Raw genomic sequence first — 20,402 nt, 5'->3', positions numbered from 1 at the left:
GAGAAGCCCACCATCCTGGACCCCACCCGTGACCGCCGGCATCTCCGACACCCTCGCCCTGGGCATCCTGTGCGAGATGGGCGTGCTGGTCGGCTCGTACGAGCCTCACTCACCGGCCCAAGGCCGGCGGTGATGCTGATCGATACCGCTGGGAGGCACTGGTCTTTGTAGACCGCCTGGAAAGGCGACCGCTGATCACCCCCACAGCAAAAAGGCCCGGGTCTCTGACCTGGGCCTTAATCATGGAGCGGGTGACGAGAATCGAACTCGCGCTCTCAGCTTGGGAAGCTGATGTTCTACCATTAAACTACACCCGCGTAAGTACGGACGCGGTCCCGAGGGGCCGGTGTCCGGACGGTGCTCACTCTACATCATCGCAGGCCTCCGGTGTTCGGATCCCGGGGGCCTGAGCCGGTTTCAGGGGTGGGATCCGGCTGCGGGCGGCCGGAGTTGGGGCGTACCGTGGAGGCCTCGCGGAGGGCCGGAGTGCCACGTGGAGAGTCGTCTCTTTGATCCCGTAATGTGGCTTTTGTCGTCCGGGCAGCAACGCCGGACGCGGCTCTTGGGGAAGGGACTTGAGGGACTTGATGGAACGCACCGTCGTCCGATGCGCGGACGGGCACGTCTTCAGCACCGCTTCGTTCCCGATGCAGCAGGCCGAGCGGCTGGGCCCCGGCCGCCTGGTCCGGTGCCCGCGCTGTGCCCGGCTCCGCAGCGCCGTGCCGGTCGTGCTGGAGAAGCGGTGACCAGCGGCGGGCACCGACTGTAGTCGGGCTGTCACAGCGGGCGCGCGGAGTTGTCGGGATTGCCACGGCTCCGCGCGCCTTGCGTATCCTCGCTACGTGCTTCTCTCAGACAAGGACATCCGGGCCGAGATCGACGCCGGGCGGGTACGGATCGATCCCTATGACGAAACCATGGTGCAGCCGTCGAGCATCGACGTACGGCTGGACCGGTACTTCCGGGTGTTCGAGAACCACCGGTACCCGCACATCGACCCCTCCGTCGAGCAGGCCGATCTGACCCGGCTGGTCGAGCCCGAGGGCGACGAGCCGTTCATCCTGCACCCCGGGGAGTTCGTGCTCGCCTCCACGTACGAGGTGATCACGCTGCCCGACGATCTCGCCTCCCGGCTGGAGGGGAAGAGTTCGCTCGGGCGGCTCGGGCTGGTCACGCACTCCACCGCCGGGTTCATCGACCCCGGGTTCAGCGGGCACGTCACCCTGGAGCTGTCCAACCTCGCCACGCTCCCGATCAAGCTGTGGCCGGGGATGAAGATCGGGCAGCTGTGCATGTTCCGGCTGACCTCGCCCGCCGAGCACCCGTACGGCAGTGAGCGCTACGGCTCCCGGTACCAGGGGCAGCGCGGGCCGACCGCCTCGCGGTCCTTCCTCAATTTCCATCGGACCCAGGTGTGAGGGCGACGACAGCATGAGCAGCGCAGACGTGCGGGAGAACCTGACCTACGAGCGGTTCGGGACCGCCATCCGCGAGCTGGCGCAGACCATCGCCGACGACGGGTACGAGCCGGACATCGTGCTGAGCATCGCCCGGGGCGGGGTCTTCGTCGCGGGCGGGCTCGCCTACGCCCTGGACTGCAAGAACATCCACCTCGTAAACGTGGAGTTCTACACCGGTGTGGGGACGACCCTCGAGATGCCGGTCATGCTCGCGCCCGTCCCCAACGTGATCGACTTCTCCGACAAGAAGGTGCTGATCACCGACGACGTCGCCGACACCGGCAAGACGCTCAAGCTGGTGCGCGACTTCTGCCTCGACACCGTCGCCGAGGTGCGCTCCGCGGTGGTCTATGAGAAGTCGCACTCGCTCGTGAAGTGCGAGTACGTGTGGAAGCGGACCGACGACTGGATCAACTTCCCGTGGAGTGTCGAGCCGCCGGTGGTGAAGCGGGCGGGGCAGGTTCTGGACGCCTGAGAAGCGTCGGCCGCACACGTAAGGGCCCCCGGCTGCCGTGCCGGGGGCCCTTTCCGTGTGCGCCGACGGATCAGAACGTGCCCAGCTTCACGATCGACAGCAGGGCGACCAGCTGGATCGCCGACGCGCCCAGCGCCTTCGGCCAGGGCAGATCGTGGGAGCGGGAGACCATCAGGGTCAGCAGGGCGCCCGCGCCGATCCAGGTGGCCCAGCCGAGGAGCTGGACGAAGCCGGCGTCGCCGCCGAAGAACATGGCGACGACCAGGCGGGGCGCGTCCGTGAGGGCCGTGATCAGCATGGACAGGCCCACCGTGGGCTGCCAGGCGCCGTCACCGCCGAGCTGGCGGGCCAGGGTGTGGGTGACGACACCCAGGACGAACAGGCCGAGCACCATCACGACGGCCGTGATCAGCACGATCGGCACCGCGTTGGACAGCGTCGCGCTGATCGCGTCCTGGCGGGCGCCGTCGAAGCCGAAGACCGCGAGCAGGCCGTAGAGGAAGGTCACGATGAGGGCGGGCGCCCACATCGTGTAGTCCCGCATGCGCAGGAAGGTCTCGTTCGGGGACAGGATGATCCCCTTGAGCAGTTCCTTCCAGTGCAGGGGCGGCCCGAGCGGCGCGGCGGGCGCGGCGGCGGCGCCGGCGTGGTACGTCGAGCCCTGGGTGTAGCCGGCGGCCTCGTCGATGGAGAAGGCCTGGGTGTGGCCCGGGTTGTTGGCCGCGTACGGGTCGTGCGCGCCGTGCCCGGGGGCCGGGTAGCCGCCGTCGCCGAAGTACTCCGGTCCGTCGTCGCCGGGTCCCGGGTGTCCGTACGACTGTCCCTGCTGCGGGTACGGCGGCTGCGGCGCCGACGGGTAGCCGTACGAGGGGCCCGGGGCGCCCGAGGGGCCCGGCCGGCCGTACGGCGGCTGACCGTACGACGGTCCTCCGGGCTGAGCCGGGCCGTGCCCGCGCCCGTACGACGGTCCGTGCTGCGCCTGCTGTCCTTGGGGGGTGCGGTTGTCCCGGCCCCCGCGTCCGATCCTGAATCCAGCCACGTCATCGAACGTACCTGGTCCTGCGGGCCGATGTGCCGGGCCCGGTGGTCCGGGCCCGGCTTTGCTGCCGACCTGTGACATCCCCTAAGGGGCCGTCAGCAGCCGGCCTCGGGGTTCCTCGGGGATCGCGGGTGCTCAGTCCGCGAAGACCGCCCCGAGCTGCGGGCTGCCCGAGGTCGAGACGCCCACGGTGTTCGCGCCGAAGGCGCGCGAGCCGGACGTGGTGATCTTCTTGCCGTCGGACGGCAGGTAGGTGATCGCGCCGTCGCCGCCGTTCTCGTAGGAGCCGATCACCAGGTCGGCCTTCCCGTCGCCGGTGACGTCGTCGAGTTTGACGTCGGCGCCGAAGAGGTCGTTCTTCTCGTCGCCGCCCGGGACGCCCGCGGTGGACTGGGCGAAGGCCTGGGCGCCGGAGGTGGTGTTCACGCCGGCGCGGGAGCCGTACAGGACGGTGACCTGGCCCGTGTTGGCGACGCCGCCGATGTCCTCGTTCGGGGAGCTGACGACGACGTCCTGGTAGCCGTCGCCGTTGACGTCGCCGAGGTCGAGGTCCCAGCCGAAGCCGTCGCCCGTCTCGGAGCTGCCGGGCACGTTGCCGGTGTCCTGGTTGATGACCTTGACGGTGGCCGGGCCGGAGGCGGACCCGTAGGTGACGCTGATCCGGCCGCCCTTGGCGGCGTCCGGGACGGTGTGGCCGTCGCTGGTCTTGTTGTCCCAGGAGGCACCGGTGACGATGTCGCCGAAGCCGTCGCGGTTGATGTCGCCGATGCCGGTGACGATGCCGGACTTGAGGGCCTTGGCGGAGGCGGTGCTCAGGCCGTTCGCGGTGCCGGGCAGCCAGTAGTTGGTGTTCCAGTGGGACGACGTCTTCGTCTCGTAGCCGTCGACGACGAGGTCGGTGCGGCCGTCGCCGTTGACGTCACCGGCGGTGAGGTTCATCGGCCCGTACGGGTAGTCGTTGGTGCCCGACTCGATGGGCGGCTTGACGGTGGTGCGGCTGCCCGGGGTGCCGGTGCTGCCGAAGCCGCCCTTGTAGAGGTAGAGAGTGGCGGCGGAGCTGCCGACGGCCAGGTCGGCCTTGCCGTCGCCGTCGAAGTCGCCGGCGGCCAGGTTCTGCCCCCAGTAGTCGTGGGAGCCGGCGGCCGGGTCGGGGATCTCCACGCCCTTGCCGGTCAGACCGCTCCTGGAGCCCCACAGGAGGGTGACGGCGCCGCCGTTGGCGTCGGTGCCGACCTTCTCGTGCGGGGTGCCGACGGCGAGGTCGTCGTAGCCGTCGTGGTTGAAGTCGGCGTACGCCAGGTCGTAGCCGAACTGGTCGCCGGTCTCCGCGGTGCCGGGGACGCCGGTGGAGTTCTGGCTGAGGGTGGTGCGCTTGGCCGAGGAAACGCCGGTGGACGTGCCGTACAGGACGACGACCTGGCCGGCGTCCTTGTGGCCGCTGACGTAGGCGGTGGCGGCCGAGGTGGCGACGTCACCGATGCCGTCGCCGTTGAAGTCGGCCCTGGCGACCCTGGAGGAGTCGGCGGCGGTGGCCGGCGTCGCGGCGGCGGTGAGCAGACCGCCCGTCACAGCGGCGGCCGCGGCCGTCGCGAGGGCGAGTCGGGAGTACGCGTGCATGCGGTCTCCTGCTGCATGCGGGGGACGCCCCGGGCGGGGCGTCCGCAGACGATGGGGTGCGGTCCGCCCGTGTTCGTCCCGGGTTGTTCCGCGGTGCGCGGGCGGTCGGCGATCAGGAGACTCACCGGGGCGCGGCAAGGGTTGTACGGGGTGCTGGAAATGTTGCCGCCGCTGCCGGGTCATCGGCCTGCCGCCTCCCACAAGGCCACCGCCAGGGCCGTGCACGAGACGACCGCGGCCAGTGACGGCAGGGGCCAGCGGGTGCGCTCCAGGGCGTCGAGGCGGTCCTCGTGGTCGCCGAGGGTCTTGTCGGTCTGGTCGGCGCGCTGCAGGAGGAGGGCCAGGTCACCGCGGGTGGTGGCGAAGCCGACGTCCACCGAGCGGCGCAGGCGCTCCAGCTCCAGGGCGACCCCCTCGCCCGGGTGGCCCGTCATGGTGACTCCTCCTTGCGCAGCCAGTCCGGCAGGGCGTTCTCCACGGCGGGCGCCGACATCAGCCGGCTGACCGCCGTCGCCACGGTCACCAGCGCGCCGAACGCGGGCAGGTCGGCCAGCCGGGCGTCGTCGGCCAGCAGCGGGAGGGCCGCCGCGACCGCCAGTACGGTCTGGAACGCCGTACGGACGGCCCTGCGGGTCGAGTCGGACATCTCAGCCAGCTCCGTTCTCGTCGATCTCGGACATGTGCTTCTCGTCGGCTCCCTCACACTCGCGGCACGCGCAGCTTCGCCCAGCTCGTGCGGCCCGGGATGCCGTCCGCGTCGGCGCCGGAGTAGCCGAGCTTGCGCTGCCAGGCCGCGTACGAGCGGCGGTCCGCCTCCGTCCAGTCGGGGCCCGGCCCCTGGATGTAGCGGCCGCAGCCCTCGGCCACCAGGCGCCGGCCCATCGCGGTGATCACAGCGCTGTGGCGGCCGGGCACGAAGAACGCCGAGCCCGGGAACGGCTCGTACGGGTCCGTGCCGGTGCCCGTGCCGAGCCGCTTGGCGATCCTGGCGCGCATCGACGACATGGAGAAGCTGGGGTCGATCTTGCGGGTCGTCCACTCCTTGTGGCCGATCACGCGGTCCGCGCCCCAGCCGTGCGCCCGGCAGATCGCCGCCGCGATCTTCTCCACGGCCGACAGCTGGACCTCGGGGTAGGGGTCGCGTCCGTTGCCCCAGTTCTCGATCTCGAAGCCGTAGAAGTGCGCGTTGCCGTCGACGGCGTCCGGGCCCGGCCGGGCGGGGAGGGCGGTGCCGGTGCGGACGGCTTCGTAGACGGCCTGGGAGCCGCGGCCGGCGTGGTTGGTGCGGCCGTAGCCGACCAGGTGGGCCGTGCCGTCCTTGGCGATGACCGCGATGCACAGCGGGCCCGGCAGATCGGGGCGGCCGGTACGGCAGATGTCGACGCTGCTCGCGCCGACCGTGTGGTGGAGCATGACGCCGGCCATCGGGCCCCAGGCGCCGATGGCGTTGCGGTTGTGGGTGGACCAGGTGCCGTGTTCGGCGGCCTTGACGCCCTCGGCGCGCAGCGCGGCGCGGAAGGCGGAGGCGGACAGGGGTGTCGCCATGGGAGTCCCTTTCGTGGGGTGGGAACGCCGGAGCCCCGGTGGCCGTGACGGGCACGGCGCACCGGGGCTCCGGGGTGTTCGGTACGGCTGGAGGTACGGCAGGTCAGAGGACGGGGTCCACGCGGATGAACCGGTTGTCGTAGCCGACCGTGTTGGTGCCCGAGGCGGGCACGGAGGACCAGTACGTCGGGGTGGCCGAGTACGCCGTGCCCGGGGTGAGACCGGTGACGACGAACTGGCTCGACGCGGAGATGCGGTCGGTGTTGTAGACCGAGCAGGCGCGGTCGATGGAGGACGCCAGGAACACCGAGTTGTCCGAGAGCTTCTTCACGGTCGCGCCCATGAAGCCGGACGCGGCCATGGAGCAGTTGATCCAGGCGCCCACCGTGATGATCACCTTGCCGCTGGGCGGGGCGGTGAACGCGCCCACCAGCGGGTCGCCGGTCGCGCCCGAGAGGGTCTCGGCCGGGGTGGTCGAGGTGGTCGTACCGGCGTCGTTGTTGTAGAGGAACACCGGTGTCGCCGCCACCGGCAGCCATGCGGTGCCGGTGTAGTACGTCAGCTGGCCCGGGCTGGACAGCCAGGCGACCATGCCGGCGGCCGGGGTGGTGACGGCCGCGTCGCGGGCGGTGGCGTTCGGGTAGCGCAGGATGGTCCGGGCGTCGACCGTCTCGGCGAGGCTCTGCAGGTGCTGGGGCAGGTTCGCCGGGTCGGTGGGCTGGGGGTAGGGGATGCCGCTGAGCGGGGTGTAGGCGGTCATGCGGGGCTCGGCTCCTCACTGAGGTCGGGGTCGGACGGGTCGCCGTCCGGCGGTGGGGCGGGTACGGCCGGGGCGGGGCCCGGCTGCGCTTCGGCGACCACGGCGTCCTCGTCGGTCTCCGGCGGCGGGGGCGGCTCCTCGGGTGGCAGCTGCGTGACGGTGACCTCGACGGGCGTCATGATCACGACCGGGTCGCCGGGGGTGTCGTCCGGGACGGGCGGCGGCTGGTCCACGGTGGTCTCAGACACGTGCTCCCTCCTTGACCGCGGACCAGGTCAGACCGGACGCGGTGAGATCCGACAGCTTCGGGTAGGCGGCCGTGACCGCCCCGTACGTCACCGAGCGCACCGGCGCCGGGCTGCTCGGTGCGTCCGGGGTCAGCCCGGAGTCGGCCGGCAGGGCGCCCGGCTCGACCCCGCGCAGGGTCAGGGTCTGCTGGACGCCGCCGTCCGCGGTGGCCGCGGTGCGGATGCCGACGACCCAGGCGAGGGTGTCGAGGGCGGCACCGGTGCCGTCGACGACGCGGACGACGTCCCCGAGCTGGATGCGCGGGTCGTACAGCACGTCGACGTCACCGATGACCGGCACGGGCAGCACTCCCGCGGTGCGCATCGCCTTCGCCAGGGCCGCGGCGGAGGCGGCGTCCTGCATCCAGTCGGTGCTGTCGGCGGTGTACTCCTGGCGGCCGTAGTACTTCTCGCTGGCGACGCCGTTCGGGTCGTTCGCCGGGTCGTCCAGCATGGCGACGGCCACCCGGTCGACGGGGTCGGACTTCGGCTTGAGCGTGACCAGGACGAGGGACGGCTTTCCGTCGGTGGTGACGGTGTACAGCGTCCGGGTGTCGCGGTTGGTGTACCGGACGACCAGGTAACCGTCCTCCCGGCGGATGAGCATGTCCACCATGCCCTTGACGGCGGTGCCGCCCGTCGGCGCCGTGCCGAAGCGGACGTTGCTGCCGCCGGTGACGCCGGAGTCGTCGTCGGTGGTGGGTGGACTGATGTCGTACTCGTCGTTCGACAACAGGTACTTGACCGTGGTCGTCGAGCGGGCCGGCAGGGTGCGGATCACGCTGTCCTGGGTCCGCACGCCCGTGTCGAACCCGGCGTTCCGCCAGTCCCGGTACGGCTGGACGCAGTAGTTGCGGCACGCGTCGATCTCCTCGGTGGCGGTCAGCGAGGCGATCTCCCGGGTGCTGGTGAGGGTGAGGTCGGGGGTGGTGTGACGGGTGGCGAACCGGGTGTGGTTGCGCCACCGGAACAGGCCCCGCTCGTCGATCTCGGCCGTGGACATGCTGGCCTTGGCGATCTGCGAGAGCACCTCCCACTGGGAGCCGCTGACCCGGGGCAGCGCGTACAACGGCAGGACCACGTCGTCCAGTTCGACGCTCTTCGTCCAGGCCCAGGCGCCGGCGTGCGAGAACTCGGTGGCCGTCGGGATCGCCGGCAGCCCGCTGGTGACCTGCAGGCACTCGGTGGGCAGGTCGGTGAAGAGGGACACCTGGTACAGCTCGGAGGCGTACTGCAGGGCTTCCGGGTTGGTGAAGGTCGCCTCGCCGCCGATGAGCTGGGAGCCGTCCGGCGCGGTGAGCCGGGGCTGCACGGTCGGGTGGACGCTGGTGGTGCCGTTCGTGGTGTCGACCCAGAAGCCGAGGTGCCAGGCGCCCCGCTGGTTGAGCGCGGGCCAGGTCCACTCGAAGTACCAGACGGAGTCGAGGTCGTTGGAGACGATGCGCACCCAGCGCTCGGCGAAGTTGACGATGAGCTTCAGGAAGCCGACGTCCGTGCCGTTGCGGTTCAGGTCCAGCTGGAGGACGACCTTGTCGCCGTTGCCGATCCCGTCGTCGCCGCTGTCGCTGTCGTAGCGGACGGAGTTGTCGACCCACACCTCGGCGAAGAGCTTGCTGCCGGGGACGGTGACCCGGCTGCGCGGGAACCAGGTCGCCCGCAGCTGGGGCTGCTTGGGCACCAGCGCCATCTCGTGCGGCGCCCCCTCCCGGCTGAAGGTGTACGTCGCCGGGTCGGGCAGGACCTCCGGCTGGCCGTAGGGGGTGCTGAACCCGCCGTGCAGGGTGGCGTACACCAGGGTCAGCGGCTTGCCGTCGGCGAAGTCCGGGTAACGGGGCGGCGGGCAGGCGTACATGCCTCCCTGGCGCAGCAGTTCGGAGACGCACCAGGTGGCCGAGGAGACGGGCCGGTTCGAGTAGAAACCGGCGTACGGCTTCGGCAGCCAGGCCGGGCCGCGCAGCCGCTCCGCCCCGTCGAGCGCGGTGATCTGGACGGCGTCGCTGCCGGAGGCGGCGGAGCGGGAACGGACCGTGCCGCGGAACGCGGGCAGCGGGGCGCCACCGACCCCGCCTTCGTGGACCACGGACTGTCCGGGCCGCACGACGTCGCCGGTGGCCCGGGCGGCCCACGGGGAGTACAGCTCCGGGGCCGTCCGCCCGCCCGCGCCGGACAGCTGCAGCTGCAACTGGGCGGCGGAGGAGCCGGAGAAGGCGCGCATCGCGGCCGGCAGGTCGGTGGCGTACGACCGCTCCAGCTGCCAGGACTGCACCTGCGCGGAGACGTCCTTGCCGCCGAGCCGGGTGCGGTGCCGGGTGGTCCGCTCGCCGGCGGACAGGGCGGCGGCCGTGGTGTCGTCAGCCGGCTGCACCGGACACCTCCACGAGGTCGAGGCCGATGCTGCGGTAGGGCAGCGGGCGGCCCGGGGTGTCGCTGTAGCCGGTGACCGACATCGGTGGCAGGCCGTCACCGGGGACCCCGGACTCCGCCACCGCGCCGTACGTGAAGCAGGCACCGGCGAGCGCGTAGGTGCCGGCGGTGCCCGGCTTGGCGGTGGGGGTGGCGTACACGGCGCCCGCGGGGACGGTGCCGGTGACGTAGGGACCCGTGGCTGTCGCGGAGGCGAGCCAGCTCCCGTCGGCCTTCTTGAAGTCGATGCCGACGCTGAGCGTGCCGAGCGCGGCCAGGGCGGCGGGCGCGCGGAAGGACACCTGGAGGCCGGGCGAGACGGGGAAGTTGCCGAAGGTGCTGGTGTGGCGCCAGCCCAGGGCGCTGTTGGCGTCGGCGGCGGTGAAGACGAAGGTGCCGGGCGCGGTGGCGCTCTCGGCGACCGTGCCGGTCGCGGAGGTCTTGAACCACTGGGCGAGGCCGGTGATGTCCGTGGCGCCGGCGGCGCCGGTACCGGCGGCCTGGGACGCGCTCAGCACGTTCCCGGCGGCGGGGTCGACGACGTACACCGGGCCGGGGCCGTCGACGCGGCGGGCGATGCGGTCCAGGGCGCGCGCGTGCGCCGGGGCGAGCAGGTCCCAGGACAGCTTCAGCCGGCGGACGGGGGACTGGTTACGGGTGACGGTGACCCGGCCGCCGAGCGACTTGAACTCGGTGACGCCCAGGTCGGCGCTGCGGTCGAAGGACTTGGCGGCCTGGTCGATCTCGGTCATGGCCCCGGGCGGGCCGATCCAGAGGTTTCCCATGAGGACTCCTGAGGGCATGAAAAAAGGCCGACGGGCGTGAGCCGTCGACCGGAGGCGTACTTCTGCGGGGTGGTGCTACCGCCGGGCCAGCTGCCGCTGTCCGAGGAACACGGCGCGGGCGATCTCCTGCGAGTCGACCTGGACGACGACGGGCCGGTCGGCCAGCCGTTCCACCGCGGCGGCGAGGGTGCGCAGACCACCGCCGTGCCCGAGCATCCGCTCCAGCTTGGACAGCGGGATGACGGCCTCGTTCTCGCCGGCCTCGCCGAGCAGGGCGAGCGTGCCGCCGGGGCGGGCCTGGACGACACCGCCGGTGGCCAGGTGCGGGACCGGCACGTGCAGGCGGGGGAAGCCGAAGGAGCGGCCGCCGAACTTCGGCACCCAGTCCGGGATGCTGATGTGGATCCCGGCGAGCGCGCCGAGCAGGCCGTTCAGGGCGTTGGCGAGGCCGGTCATCGGGGCGAGCATCGCGTTGCCGAGGCCGCGCAGCAGGGGGCCGGCGTTGTGCACCAGGCCGCCCACCGCGGAGCCGATGGCCTTCATGGCGTACGAGACGCCCTTCTGCAGCAGCTTGGTGATCTTGTCCATGTTGACGAACTGCGCGATGAGCGGGGTCAGCAGGGTCATCACCAGGCCGAAGGGGTTGGCGGCCATCGCCAGGTTCAGCCCCTTCTGCGCCAGCGAGGCGCCCTTGAGCCCCTTGCCGAGGCCGCCCATGGACTTGCCGCCCTTGTCGGCGTTCTTCGCAGCCTTGCCGACGGACTTCTCGACGGCGTCCGACTGCTTCTTGACGTTCTTCAGCTCGCCGTGGGCCCCCTTGGCGGCGGCCTTGAGCTTGTCGAAGGAGGACTTGAGCTTGTCGGTCCCGGTACGCGCCTTGCCGAGCCCGCCGTCGGCGTCCCGCGAGGCCGACTTCACCTTGTCGAGCCCCCCGCCGCCCTGGGTCGCGGCGGTCTTGAGCTTGCCGAGGGAGGTGTGGAGCTTGTCGGCACCGCCCTTGGCCTTGACGAGCGCTGCTTCCGCCTGCCCCGCTGGCGCCTTGATGGCCTGTATGCCGGAGGTCGCTCCGCCGGCCGAGGACTTGATCCTCGCGACCGCGGTGTTCGTGCCGGTGATCGAGTTCTGCAACTGCTTCATGCCGGACGCCGTCTGGCTGATGCCGCTGCGCAGCCGGGCCAGGCTCGACGCGGCGCTGTTCACCGAAGAGACGAGAGTCATGGTGTTCTCCTGATCTTCCACGATGTGGGCACGGTTCAGCCGCCGAGAACCGTTGCCAGCGTGCGCACGTGCCGGTGCAGGGACTCGAGCGTCGGTTCCGCCTGGAGGGCGTTGTGCCGCAGCCGGCGGATGGCCTCCCGTTCCTCGCGCAGCTCGTCACGGGATTCGCGGAGGTTGTCCCTGAGGCCGTCGATCCTCGTAAGCGCCCGGGCAACATCGTTCTTTAGTTCTGGAAACTGGCGGTTGATCGGGTTGATGATCGGGACGATTCGGCGGACGAACTTCTCGTGGTCGGCCTTGAGCTCCTTGATCCGGGCATCGAGGTTGTCCGCGTGCTTCTTCTGGCGGCGGAGTTTGTTTTCCTCCAACTTCGCCTTCAGGTCCCAGTCGTAGCCCCAGAGCCGAAGGCTGGCGGAGAACGCCGTCGCTTCTGCGGAAACGCCAGTAGCCTCGATGGACGCGCCGGTCGCCGTGGCTGCCGCTCCTACGTTCTCCGCTTTCGCATATCCGTGTTCGTACTTGGTTGTGAACTCCTGGACGCTGGACTCGAGGTCCTTTAGCCTTTCGTCAACAGTCTTCTTTTCCGGCATGATTCTCCCATATCTGGGGGTTGGGGTGGGTATGTCTGGCAATCGTGGTCAGGAAAACTATTTCTCTGGATACCGGTCCCGTGTCGTGCCGGTGCCTGAGGAGTTGCGCGGGCGGGCCGTCGTGATGGAGGCGTGGGGATGGCTCGGCAGCGCCGGCGGGTTCGAGGTCGTCGGGGTGACCCGGCCGCGTGGGCGCTACACCGAGAAGCGTGCCGGAGAGTCCGGGGGGATGCGCGAGAAGGCGCACATCCTTCTGGAGCCGGGGGAGTGCGAGGAGGTGCGCATCATTCGCGGTACCCATATGTCGGGCCGCTGGAAGGTGCGGTTCCTGGATGCGATGTCCATGGAGGCCATGCCGTCGAAGGTCCGCGGCGGTGCTTCACGGTTCTTCCGGTGCCCGGCACCGGGAACGCGGATCGCCGCGCAGTTCGGTGACGCCGGGGGGCGGCTGGGTGTCTACGACGAACGGGGGCGGTGCATCCGTGTCCTCGCGGGACGCGGTCATCGCTTCGACGACGTCGTCACCGTGCCGGATGTGAAGGGTCTGCTCGCGGTGGAAGGTCCGGAGCTGAAATGGGGGCCGCTGACGAAGTGGTCCCTGGAGGTCGTGAGCTGACTCGCCGAGGTGCGGGCGCATAAGGGGGCGGCGGTATGGGCGGGCCGGCGATTCCTGTTGCCGTGATTGCGGGGTTTGTACTCTTCTTTTCGTGGGGGATCTATTGGCGGGGGCGCGCCTTGCGGACGCGTGGGCGTCGTACGCGGGCGAGATGTGTGGCCACCCGGACCGAGAACGGCCGGACCAGGCTGTTGGTGCAGTTCTCCGTCGAGGAAGGTTCCAACCGGATCGAGGTGGGCTTGTTCAAGTGGCCTCCCGTCTCGGTCGGTGGCACGGTCGAGGTGGTCTACGACCCGCAGGATCTGAGCAATGTCCTGATGCCCGACGATGTCGGGACCGGCCGCGTTGCGCTGCTGCTGGCCCTCGGCTCCAGCCTGCTGCTCCTCTTGTGCGTGCTGGCGATCGTCATCACCTTCGTCGGCTGAGGCGGCTACACGGTCCCATGGAGGTTCGGTGTCGGTCGTGCTGTGGTTGTTCGGCATCGTCTTCGGCGCCATAGGTGCCATGGACGAGAGGGCTTACAGGCGGATGAGAAGGGTGGGTAAGCCGGCCACGGGGGTGGTCGAGGACCGGCTGTTTCAGACCGGCTCCTCAAAGCCGACAGCGGTCATGGTCAGGTACGTGGCCCCCAATGGATCCGCCTTTTCCAGCAAACTCGTCCCTGAGAGCACGGAGGAGATACCCCAAATCGGGCAAAGTATATCTATCTACTACAACCCACAGAACGCGAACGAACTTTATCTGGCGAGCTCCCTGGATCGTCCCCGCAGACTCGTCAAGGATCGCGCACTGCTGTGGCTGGGAGTCGCCGCGCTGCTGGCCGCGATTGCCTTGACTGCGCTGTGAACTTCGTCGATCGAGTGTCGAGTGTGACGGCGAGGGGGACGGTTCATCGGTGACGGAGGGGGCGGTATGGGCGGGCCGGCGATTCCTGTTGCCGTGATTGCGGGGTTCGTACTCTTCTTCTCGTGGGGGATCTATTGGCGGGGGCGCGCCTTGCGGACCCGTGGGATTCGGACGCGGGCGAGATGTGTGGGGACCCGGAGCGAGAACGGCCGGACCGAGTTGCTGGTGCGGTTCTCCGTCGAAGGAGGTTCCAAGCGGGTCGCGGTGGGTCCGTTCAAGTGGCCTCCCGTCTCGGTCGGTGGCACGGTCGAGGTGGTCTACGACCCACGGGATCTGAGCAATGTCCTGATGCCCGACGAGGTCGGAACCGGCCGCGTCGCGCTGCTGCTGGCCATCGGCTCCAGCCTGCTGCTCCTCTTCTGCGTGCTGGCGATCGTCATCACGTTCGCTACATGGTGATGACGACCGCGACGGCGAGGGTGAGGAACATGCCCAGGAAGAGGAGTGTGGCCGGCACCAGGCCGATCAGCGTCTTGCGGTAGATACGCAGGGCGGTGTCGAGCAGGCTCGCCAGTTCCGCCCTCTCCGGGGACGCGGCGTCGTAGAAGACCCGGACCGTGTCACCGGGGCTTACGGAGACGCTGTGTACGTGGACCGAGTCCGCGCTGTGCTCCGTACCGTCGGGCAACGTGTAGGAGAAGGACACCGACGCCTCGCCGTCATGCCAGGACAGGAACGTGCACACGCCGGTCGTCTCGATCCCCGATGCCTGGAGCAACCGGGCCGACCGGTACTTGCGGTACGTGTGGACGAGAACTATGCCGAACACGGTGGGTATCAGGGGCCATGAACATCAGGCCGGGCAGATGGTCCATCGGGTTTCCCTCCAGCCCGGTGCGGTCGCGCCCAAGCGGCATCCATTGTGCCGGTGTTCGTCGCGTCGCTAAATCAGTTCCCGGGCGGAGTGTGTTGTGCGCAACTGTTTGTTGACGGCACATCAGGTAATGTCCATCCGCCCGATCAGGCAGGTGGGCGTGCCGTTCCCGGCCGGGGGCGGCGAGGGGGCGGGGCCGGCCTTCGTGGTGCGGTCGATCGTGAGGGCGACCTGGGGTGGACGCGAGCGGAGACCGCCGCCAGGAGGCCGAGTTGGCCGAGATCTTGGCGGCACTGCGGCGACTGGTCAAGGAGTTCGGCGACGGGGGCGACGCCGTGTACACGCAGGACGAGGTCGAACGCAGGGAGTTCGACGCGTACGCCCATGGCTGGAAAGATGCCCTCGCCTCCCTGCCCGCGCAGCTGCGCCGGCCCGAACTGACCTTGCTGGAAGGCGGAGAGGTCATTCCTTTCCCGGAGCGGCAGGGTGTGCCGGAGGAGCCGGAGGGCGAACGCGGCGACGGACCGGTTGACGGCGGTACGGTCCCGGCCCGGCAGCGCCCCCGGTTCGCGCAGAAGAGTCCCCGGTCGAAGGCGCCGACCATACCGAAGGTGGAACGCGGAAGGTCCCGGCGGAAGGACCGCCGGGACTTCTTCGATCACTGAGCGCTCAGGACGGGTCGTCCGAGGGGTGTGGACGCGCGGTCGGCGGACCCGACGGATGCGCGTGCGGACCGGGCGACCGCGACGCCGGCGGCTGCGGCACCGGTGGCTGCGGCACCGGTGGCTGCGGGGCCGGTGCGGGCGCCGGAGGCGACTGCGGGAACGGCAGGACCTTCGCGCCGTCCGCCGTCCGGGCCGCGGGATCCGTGCCCTCCGCCCGCCGCGCCTCGTGTTCGCCCCGGTCGCGCCAGCCCTGCCCGTACGCCCGGAACTCCCGCCGTTCGATCTCGGACCGCGTGGTGACCACGAGATCGGGAGGGAGGGGGCGCCCCCGCAGGCGTTCGGCCAGCGTGCGCCGCAGCTCGCCCGTGGCCTCGACGTAGTCGATCCCGCCCGGCACCGCACCCTCGTTCTTCGTCACTCGGCCCCATCCCTCCGCACCGCTCTCCCCGTGATCGAACACATGAGCGATTACCCATCGAGAATACCCGACACCCTTCTGAAGCCGGTCGGAAAACAGGGGGGTGCTTCAGGCCACCTCGTAGGTGCCGCCGATCCGGATGACGTTGCCGCTCGCGAACGCCGTACCGAACACACCCCCGCTGCCGATCTGCCCGATCCCGGAAGCGGACGCCGAGGTGGGACCCCACAGCGTGTACGACGTCGCGCCCGTCGACGCCACCGGCTGGGCGGCGAGGACCGCACGGTTGCCGGTCACCGTCGCCATGCCGTGGAACTGCGGCAGGCCACCCAGCGCCCCGGCCGTGACCGGCAGGCCGAAGGAGTAGTAGCCGCTCCCGTACGCGGTCGTCGAGCCGAAGGTGACCAGCGCGGTGAAGTGGCACACCTTGCCCACCACCGCGTACTTGCCGGTCAGCGTGCCGTTCCCGATCGCGGGCGCGGTCGTCGTGGCCGTCCAGGCGGGGGCGTACGTGTTCCACGCGCCGAGCGCGATCCACGCCGAGCCCGTGTAGTAGCTGAGCGTGCCGGGCATGGTCAGCCAAGCGACCATGCCGGCCGCCGGGGTGGTGACCGCCGCGTCCCGGTCGGCGGCGGTGGCGTATCGCAGGATCGTCCGTCCGTCGATGCCCTCGGCCAGGGACTGCAGGTGCAGGGGAAGGTTCGCGGGATCGGTGGGCTGGGGATAGGGCAGTGCGTTGAGCGGGGTGTAGCTCGTCATGGGTCATCGCTCCCTGCGTGCGACAAGGGGAACCGGGCGGGACTACGAGAAGAACTGGACCAGTTCGGTCGCCGTGGGGTTGCGGACCGGCGGCGGCTCCGGGGCACCGGACGGCGGTTCGGCGGCGTCCGCACCGGTCGTCCGCTCGGCCGTGCCCGGCCGCGGTACCGGCTTCGGGTACTCCAGTGGTTCCGCGTCCTCGTCCCGGTTGACCGTCGCGAACATCCAGTTGGCCTCGGCGAGTTGGTCGACCACGGCGGCGAGGAGGTAGTCGGTGACCGACCAGTCGACCGCCTCGCCGTGCAGTTCCCGCAGCGTCGCGCTGTCCTGCGGCAGGTGCCTGACCAGCACCGCCAGCCGGCGCGAGGAGAGCCGTCCGCGGTGCCAGTCCAGCAGGTCCACGCCGTAGTGGCGGAGCAGGTCCGCTTCCAGGGCCTCGGCGTGCTCGTCGACCAGCTCGCCGAGGCTCAGCCTTCCCCCAGGCCGAGCCCGGTCTCCTTGCCGTACGCCTCCATGATCGCGGCGATGTCCTGCATGGTGATGTCGTGCCGGTCGAAGCGGGCGTACTGGGCGTCGCCGAGCAGCACGCGCAGCAGCCCGTCCACGTCGTTGTCGTCCAGCCGGCGCAGGGCGTGGGCGGTCTTGCGGGTCAGCTCGGTGGGGAGCGTGAATGTGTCGCCGTCGATGGTGAACGACCAGCTGCGGCCGAGCGCCTCCAGGCGCTGGGCCCGGGCGGCGCTGACGTCGAAGCCTGCCATGGATCAACTCCGTTCATGAGGAGAAGCGGGTGGTGCGGGCGGGCCGGGACGCGGGGAGGTGCGTCCCGGCCCGCCCGCCGGGGGGGAGGGGAAGGGTCAGGAGGCCGGGCTGTACGCCGGGTCCTTCATCAGGAAGGTGGCGAGCGGCTTGGTGTCGTCGACGGACAGGGCCGTGAAGGTGACGCCGAGCTTGATGGAGGCCGTGCGGGTCAGCGACAGCTCCTCGGTCTCGGTGACCTGGCCGCGCGGGATGACGAAGCGGTAGGTGATCGAGCTGCCGTCGGTGAACTCGATGCCCAGCGCCTTCTCGTTGAACTTCGGGGCGACGGCCAGGTCGTACTTGTAGATGCCGGAGCCGGTGGCCGTCTCGGCGAGGGCGTCGCCGCCCATGAAGAACGGCAGGGTGTCCTCGTTCAGCTGGAGCAGCTGGAACTTCACGGTCAGGTCGCGGTCCGAGTAGATGAACCGGGCCGGGGAGACGGACTGCCAGGTCTCGACCGGGTCCAGCTTGTCCTTCTTGGACAGCTTGATGCCGTCCTGCGAGGTGTAGCCGAGGTCCTTCCAGGCCGCCGCCCAGGCGGCGGCGGTGTCGGTCGGCGCGGCCGTACCGACCGGGGCGACCAGGATGCGTCCGGTACCGGCGACGCGGATCTCGTTGGCGTTGTTGCCAGCCATGTGTGACTCCTCTGAGTGGATGGTGAATCGCCCGGCACCGGGAGGTGTCCGGGCAGCACGAAGGCCCTGCCGTGCACGGGAAGGAGGGCAGGGCCTGTTCGGGTGCGGCGCTCAGGCCGTGTGGATGAGCAGCCGGACCGTGGAGTAGTAGCGGTTGGCCGCCGACCGGTTCCAGTCGGGCAGCCAGCGCGGGCCGTCGGCCTCGACGACGTCGGTGACGCGCGCCGTGCCGTAGAGGGTGCCGCGCAGCGTGAGGAGTGCCGAGCGGACCTTCAGGGCCAGGGTGTGCGCGGTGGTCTTGTCGGGGCCGTAGACCTCGAAGTCCACCAGCGGCTGGTCGAGACGCTGGTCGTCGATCCAGGCCCCGCCGGAGCGGGAGACCAGGACGACCTGCTGGGTGCCGTCGAAACCGCTCGGCGGGACGTTGTCCACGGTGGCGGTGGCGAGTTCGGCGCGGGTCTTCAGGTAGTCGACGACGAGTCGTTCGACGTCGGGGAAGGTGACCGTCGGATCGGCCACGGGATGGCCTCCCTTCGCGGAGGGGATGGCTACGAATGGCTACGACGAAGCGGCGGGCCGGTGTCCGGTCCGTTTCCGGCACCGGGCACAGCTCCGCCGCTGCACCAACTGTGACACGTTGCGAGCGCGAGCGCAACATCTAGTTTCCGAGAGGGTCGTGGCGCTGCGCCGGAACGCGGACCGCCCCGCCGCACCAGGGGGTGCGACGGGGCGGTCGGACGGGAGACGTGGTCAGCTGCGGCCGGGCCGCCCCCGCGCGGCCCGCTCGGCGGCGAAGACGTCCTCCAGGCGGAAGAGGTGGGCCCGGCCCTGCTTGCCGGCCGCGGTCAGCCGGCCCAGCTGCACCCACTTGCGCACGGTCGCGGCCGTGACCCCCGCTTCGGCGGCGGCCGCGGGGCCGGTCACCAGGGTCGGCCCGGCGGGCAGCAGCCGGCTCGGCGTACGGCTCATCGGGCGGCCTCCTCCGCCGCCTCGGCGGCGTCGACCAGTGCGGCGATCACGTCGGCGTCCGCCCCGGACTCCCGGGCGAGCCGCGCCCACGCCGACTCCGCCCAGCTGTGCCGGTGGCCGGGGTCCTCGGCGCACGCGCACTGCGGATCCGTGCACCGGCAGCCGGGGTTGACGCAGAGGACGGTCCGCGCGGCGGGCAGCGCGCGCAGGGAGACCGAGTCGCACCACGGGCAGCGGCCGTCGACGCGGACCATCGCCTCCGGCGTGCCGAGGGTGCGGCCGCCGCGGCGGGCCATGCGCCGGCACTCGTCCAGTACGTGGGCCGCGAGGGCGGGGTGGCCGGCGATCCGGTCCAGCAGCCCGGCGATACGGCGCAGCCGTTCCGGCACGTCGGCGCGCGGCGCACGGCCGAGCCCGAGCTTGTCCCGTACCGCTTCCTCCAGTTCGGTCACGCCGTCGGTGATGTCCCGCAGGGCGTCGGAGACGTGGAGCCGGATCGGGGCGGCTCCCGCGCCGCCGCCTGCGCCGCGGGAGCGGCCGGCCGAGATGCCCGTGCGACCGCCGCCCGGGGCCAGCTCCGCCAGCAGGTCGGGGAACTGGCGGGCGAGGATGTCGATCCAGCGGGCGGCGCGTGCGGTGTCCTGACGGGCGGCGCGGACAGTCATGGAAGGGCACTCCGATCGTGTGTCGGCGGGTTCGTCGGCGGTGGGGCCGGTGTCGACGGGCGGGGTCGGCACGGGAGGCCGACGGGCAGGGAGCCGGGAAGGTCGCACCGGCGGACTTGCCGGGCCCGCTTGTTGCGGGCGCGCATCTAGCGTCGCATGTTGCGCAGGCGCACGCAATGGGTACGGGGCGTGACCGGGAGGTTCGGTGGATGGGGTCGACGCCTCTGCCCTTTCACGGGATCCTTACTTGTGCGTGCGCGCACCCACAGATTTCGCGTGCGCGCGAACGCTAAGGTGAGCACGGGGGGAAGCGAAGAACAGGGGAGCACCACAGATGAAGAGCGATGCCGAGCACATCGAGGATTTCGCCGGCTGGGTCGAGGACGTGATGCGGGCGCGCGGCTACGACATCGACAGCCCGCGCGGCGGCGGCAAGACCAAGCTCGCCGAGGACGCGGGCGTGCACCGGGCGGCCGTCACCCGTCTGCTGCAACGGCAGAGCATGCCCGACCTGGACACGATGCGGGGGCTCGCCCGCGCCCTGGACGTCCCCGTCCGGGACGTCCTCATCCGGTCCGGCAAGCTGACGGAGGAAGACCTGCCCCAGGCGCCCGCCCCGCCCGCCGTGCCGTCGCCGGCGGCTCTCTCCGCCGAGCAGGCGGCGGCGGCCCTGGGCATCCCGGAACACCTGCGCGCCGCGTTCGTCCAGATCACCGAGCAACTGCGGGTGGGGACGGCCGGGGTGTCACCGGAGGGTGAGGTCGAGGAGCAGGCGCAGTCCTGATTGCGGGCCGCACCCGGTGGTCCGGCCGTCCGTGCGACGACGGCCGGCGGGGTACCGGTGCCACATCCTCGCCCACCCGCACGCGGGGCCGCCGAGCGCGCCGTCCGAGGGGGAACCGGACGGCCGCGGCACCGCGGGCCGACGGTGGCGTCATGGCCGTCGTACCCCGGTCGGCCGCCCTGCCGGCGCAGCGG

Annotated in this window: 29 protein-coding genes and 1 tRNA gene; 9 read left to right on the top strand and 21 right to left on the bottom strand. The window is 71.0% G+C overall.

The genetic code is table 11. The annotated features are described in order from the left end of the window. Window positions 1-243 precede the first annotated feature (243 nt). Window positions 244-317 (bottom strand) — tRNA-Gly (locus ACIP4Y_RS27625). A gap of 270 nt (window positions 318-587) precedes the next feature. Here ACIP4Y_RS27625 and ACIP4Y_RS27620 point away from each other — a divergent pair. The 3 genes from ACIP4Y_RS27620 (at window position 588) to ACIP4Y_RS27610 (ending at window position 1,935) form a co-directional block, all read left to right on the top strand. Further along, complete coding sequence (locus ACIP4Y_RS27620) at window positions 588-746, top strand: hypothetical protein (RefSeq protein WP_401398335.1); 159 nt, start codon at window positions 588-590, stop codon at window positions 744-746. 96 nt (window positions 747-842) lie between these two features. Then, on the top strand, window positions 843-1,418 hold the full coding sequence (gene dcd / locus ACIP4Y_RS27615; protein WP_189295289.1) for a dCTP deaminase: 576 nt from the start codon (window positions 843-845) through the stop codon (window positions 1,416-1,418). A 13-nt stretch (window positions 1,419-1,431) separates the two neighbouring features. Then, entirely contained in the window at window positions 1,432-1,935 is a 504-nt protein-coding gene (locus ACIP4Y_RS27610; protein ID WP_181797374.1) for a phosphoribosyltransferase, read from the top strand. Between the two features lie 70 nt (window positions 1,936-2,005). Here the strand turns inward: ACIP4Y_RS27610 and ACIP4Y_RS27605 are convergent, their stop codons facing one another. The 11 genes from ACIP4Y_RS27605 to ACIP4Y_RS27555 all read right to left on the bottom strand — a co-directional run bounded on the left by ACIP4Y_RS27605 (window position 2,006) and on the right by ACIP4Y_RS27555 (window position 12,179). Beyond that, a complete protein-coding gene (locus tag ACIP4Y_RS27605) occupies window positions 2,006-3,055 on the bottom strand; it encodes a YIP1 family protein (RefSeq protein WP_401398333.1) in 1,050 nt (349 codons plus the stop codon). A 54-nt stretch (window positions 3,056-3,109) separates the two neighbouring features. Next, the gene (locus tag ACIP4Y_RS27600; RefSeq protein WP_401398331.1) at window positions 3,110-4,591 is read right to left on the bottom strand and encodes an FG-GAP and VCBS repeat-containing protein; all 1,482 of its coding nucleotides are present in this window, start codon (window positions 4,589-4,591) and stop codon (window positions 3,110-3,112) included. A 179-nt stretch (window positions 4,592-4,770) separates the two neighbouring features. Next, on the bottom strand, window positions 4,771-5,025 hold the full coding sequence (locus tag ACIP4Y_RS27595; protein ID WP_358639620.1) for a hypothetical protein: 255 nt from the start codon (window positions 5,023-5,025) through the stop codon (window positions 4,771-4,773). Beyond that, window positions 5,022-5,237 (bottom strand): hypothetical protein, encoded by a 216-nt coding sequence (locus tag ACIP4Y_RS27590; protein WP_401398329.1) that lies wholly within the window; start codon window positions 5,235-5,237, stop codon window positions 5,022-5,024. Before ACIP4Y_RS27590 ends, ACIP4Y_RS27595 begins: the two co-directional genes overlap by 4 nt. A gap of 53 nt (window positions 5,238-5,290) precedes the next feature. After that, window positions 5,291-6,136 carry a peptidoglycan-binding protein gene (locus tag ACIP4Y_RS27585; RefSeq protein WP_401398327.1) on the bottom strand — a complete coding sequence of 282 codons (846 nt, stop codon included), beginning with the start codon at window positions 6,134-6,136 and terminating at the stop codon, window positions 5,291-5,293. Window positions 6,137-6,239: 103 nt separating this feature from the next. Then, a complete protein-coding gene (locus ACIP4Y_RS27580; RefSeq protein ID WP_401398326.1) occupies window positions 6,240-6,896 on the bottom strand; it encodes a hypothetical protein in 657 nt (218 codons plus the stop codon). Further along, the gene (locus tag ACIP4Y_RS27575) at window positions 6,893-7,144 is read right to left on the bottom strand and encodes a hypothetical protein (protein ID WP_401398324.1); all 252 of its coding nucleotides are present in this window, start codon (window positions 7,142-7,144) and stop codon (window positions 6,893-6,895) included. Before ACIP4Y_RS27575 ends, ACIP4Y_RS27580 begins: the two co-directional genes overlap by 4 nt. Further along, window positions 7,137-9,548, bottom strand: coding sequence for a hypothetical protein (locus tag ACIP4Y_RS27570; protein ID WP_401398322.1), 2,412 nt, complete (start codon window positions 9,546-9,548; stop codon window positions 7,137-7,139). Before ACIP4Y_RS27570 ends, ACIP4Y_RS27575 begins: the two co-directional genes overlap by 8 nt. Then, a complete protein-coding gene (locus ACIP4Y_RS27565; RefSeq protein WP_361469583.1) occupies window positions 9,535-10,371 on the bottom strand; it encodes a hypothetical protein in 837 nt (278 codons plus the stop codon). Before ACIP4Y_RS27565 ends, ACIP4Y_RS27570 begins: the two co-directional genes overlap by 14 nt. A gap of 75 nt (window positions 10,372-10,446) precedes the next feature. Continuing rightward, window positions 10,447-11,589, bottom strand: a complete 1,143-nt coding sequence (locus ACIP4Y_RS27560) for a hypothetical protein (RefSeq protein ID WP_401398320.1) — start codon at window positions 11,587-11,589, stop codon at window positions 10,447-10,449. A 35-nt stretch (window positions 11,590-11,624) separates the two neighbouring features. Then, window positions 11,625-12,179: a hypothetical protein gene (locus tag ACIP4Y_RS27555; protein ID WP_401398318.1), complete on the bottom strand. Its 555-nt coding sequence runs from the start codon at window positions 12,177-12,179 to the stop codon at window positions 11,625-11,627. 31 nt (window positions 12,180-12,210) lie between these two features. On the opposite strand from ACIP4Y_RS27555, the gene ACIP4Y_RS27550 reads away from it, so the two are divergent. From ACIP4Y_RS27550 to ACIP4Y_RS27535, 4 genes are all read left to right on the top strand, one after another. After that, entirely contained in the window at window positions 12,211-12,795 is a 585-nt protein-coding gene (locus ACIP4Y_RS27550) for a hypothetical protein (protein ID WP_401398316.1), read from the top strand. 35 nt (window positions 12,796-12,830) lie between these two features. Continuing rightward, window positions 12,831-13,220, top strand: a complete 390-nt coding sequence (locus tag ACIP4Y_RS27545) for a DUF3592 domain-containing protein (RefSeq protein ID WP_401398314.1) — start codon at window positions 12,831-12,833, stop codon at window positions 13,218-13,220. 28 nt (window positions 13,221-13,248) lie between these two features. Next, window positions 13,249-13,641 (top strand): DUF3592 domain-containing protein, encoded by a 393-nt coding sequence (locus ACIP4Y_RS27540; protein WP_401398312.1) that lies wholly within the window; start codon window positions 13,249-13,251, stop codon window positions 13,639-13,641. 66 nt (window positions 13,642-13,707) lie between these two features. Continuing rightward, on the top strand, window positions 13,708-14,100 hold the full coding sequence (locus ACIP4Y_RS27535) for a DUF3592 domain-containing protein (protein ID WP_401398310.1): 393 nt from the start codon (window positions 13,708-13,710) through the stop codon (window positions 14,098-14,100). Here the strand turns inward: ACIP4Y_RS27535 and ACIP4Y_RS27530 are convergent. Next, window positions 14,090-14,470 (bottom strand): DUF3592 domain-containing protein, encoded by a 381-nt coding sequence (locus ACIP4Y_RS27530; RefSeq protein ID WP_401398308.1) that lies wholly within the window; start codon window positions 14,468-14,470, stop codon window positions 14,090-14,092. The genes ACIP4Y_RS27535 and ACIP4Y_RS27530 overlap by 11 nt on opposite strands. A gap of 317 nt (window positions 14,471-14,787) precedes the next feature. On the opposite strand from ACIP4Y_RS27530, the gene ACIP4Y_RS27525 reads away from it, so the two are divergent. Beyond that, complete coding sequence (locus ACIP4Y_RS27525) at window positions 14,788-15,180, top strand: hypothetical protein (protein ID WP_401398306.1); 393 nt, start codon at window positions 14,788-14,790, stop codon at window positions 15,178-15,180. 4 nt (window positions 15,181-15,184) lie between these two features. Here the strand turns inward: ACIP4Y_RS27525 and ACIP4Y_RS27520 are convergent, their stop codons facing one another. The 8 genes from ACIP4Y_RS27520 to ACIP4Y_RS27485 form a co-directional block, all read right to left on the bottom strand. Then, window positions 15,185-15,598: a hypothetical protein gene (locus ACIP4Y_RS27520; RefSeq protein ID WP_401398304.1), complete on the bottom strand. Its 414-nt coding sequence runs from the start codon at window positions 15,596-15,598 to the stop codon at window positions 15,185-15,187. A gap of 108 nt (window positions 15,599-15,706) precedes the next feature. Then, complete coding sequence (locus ACIP4Y_RS27515) at window positions 15,707-16,357, bottom strand: hypothetical protein (RefSeq protein WP_401398302.1); 651 nt, start codon at window positions 16,355-16,357, stop codon at window positions 15,707-15,709. 42 nt (window positions 16,358-16,399) lie between these two features. Continuing rightward, window positions 16,400-16,759 (bottom strand): hypothetical protein, encoded by a 360-nt coding sequence (locus tag ACIP4Y_RS27510; RefSeq protein WP_401398300.1) that lies wholly within the window; start codon window positions 16,757-16,759, stop codon window positions 16,400-16,402. Between the two features lie 65 nt (window positions 16,760-16,824). Beyond that, a complete protein-coding gene (locus ACIP4Y_RS27505; protein WP_030342363.1) occupies window positions 16,825-17,115 on the bottom strand; it encodes a hypothetical protein in 291 nt (96 codons plus the stop codon). Between the two features lie 96 nt (window positions 17,116-17,211). Continuing rightward, entirely contained in the window at window positions 17,212-17,790 is a 579-nt protein-coding gene (locus ACIP4Y_RS27500) for a phage tail protein (protein WP_401398298.1), read from the bottom strand. A gap of 111 nt (window positions 17,791-17,901) precedes the next feature. Then, the gene (locus tag ACIP4Y_RS27495; protein ID WP_361481632.1) at window positions 17,902-18,309 is read right to left on the bottom strand and encodes a hypothetical protein; all 408 of its coding nucleotides are present in this window, start codon (window positions 18,307-18,309) and stop codon (window positions 17,902-17,904) included. Window positions 18,310-18,540: 231 nt separating this feature from the next. Continuing rightward, the gene (locus ACIP4Y_RS27490; protein ID WP_361481629.1) at window positions 18,541-18,759 is read right to left on the bottom strand and encodes a hypothetical protein; all 219 of its coding nucleotides are present in this window, start codon (window positions 18,757-18,759) and stop codon (window positions 18,541-18,543) included. Then, window positions 18,756-19,424, bottom strand: coding sequence for a hypothetical protein (locus ACIP4Y_RS27485; RefSeq protein WP_401398296.1), 669 nt, complete (start codon window positions 19,422-19,424; stop codon window positions 18,756-18,758). Before ACIP4Y_RS27485 ends, ACIP4Y_RS27490 begins: the two co-directional genes overlap by 4 nt. Window positions 19,425-19,758: 334 nt before the next feature. On the opposite strand from ACIP4Y_RS27485, the gene ACIP4Y_RS27480 reads away from it, so the two are divergent. Then, window positions 19,759-20,208 carry a helix-turn-helix domain-containing protein gene (locus ACIP4Y_RS27480; protein WP_401398294.1) on the top strand — a complete coding sequence of 150 codons (450 nt, stop codon included), beginning with the start codon at window positions 19,759-19,761 and terminating at the stop codon, window positions 20,206-20,208. Window positions 20,209-20,402 lie beyond the last annotated feature (194 nt).

Origin of the sequence: Streptomyces sp. NPDC088810, from assembly GCF_044750305.1 — a bacterium.
In the GTDB taxonomy this organism is placed as follows: Bacteria; Actinomycetota; Actinomycetes; order Streptomycetales; family Streptomycetaceae; genus Streptomyces.
Note: the sequence above shows the minus strand (reverse complement) of the source record. Positions and strands in the feature narration are given on the sequence as shown.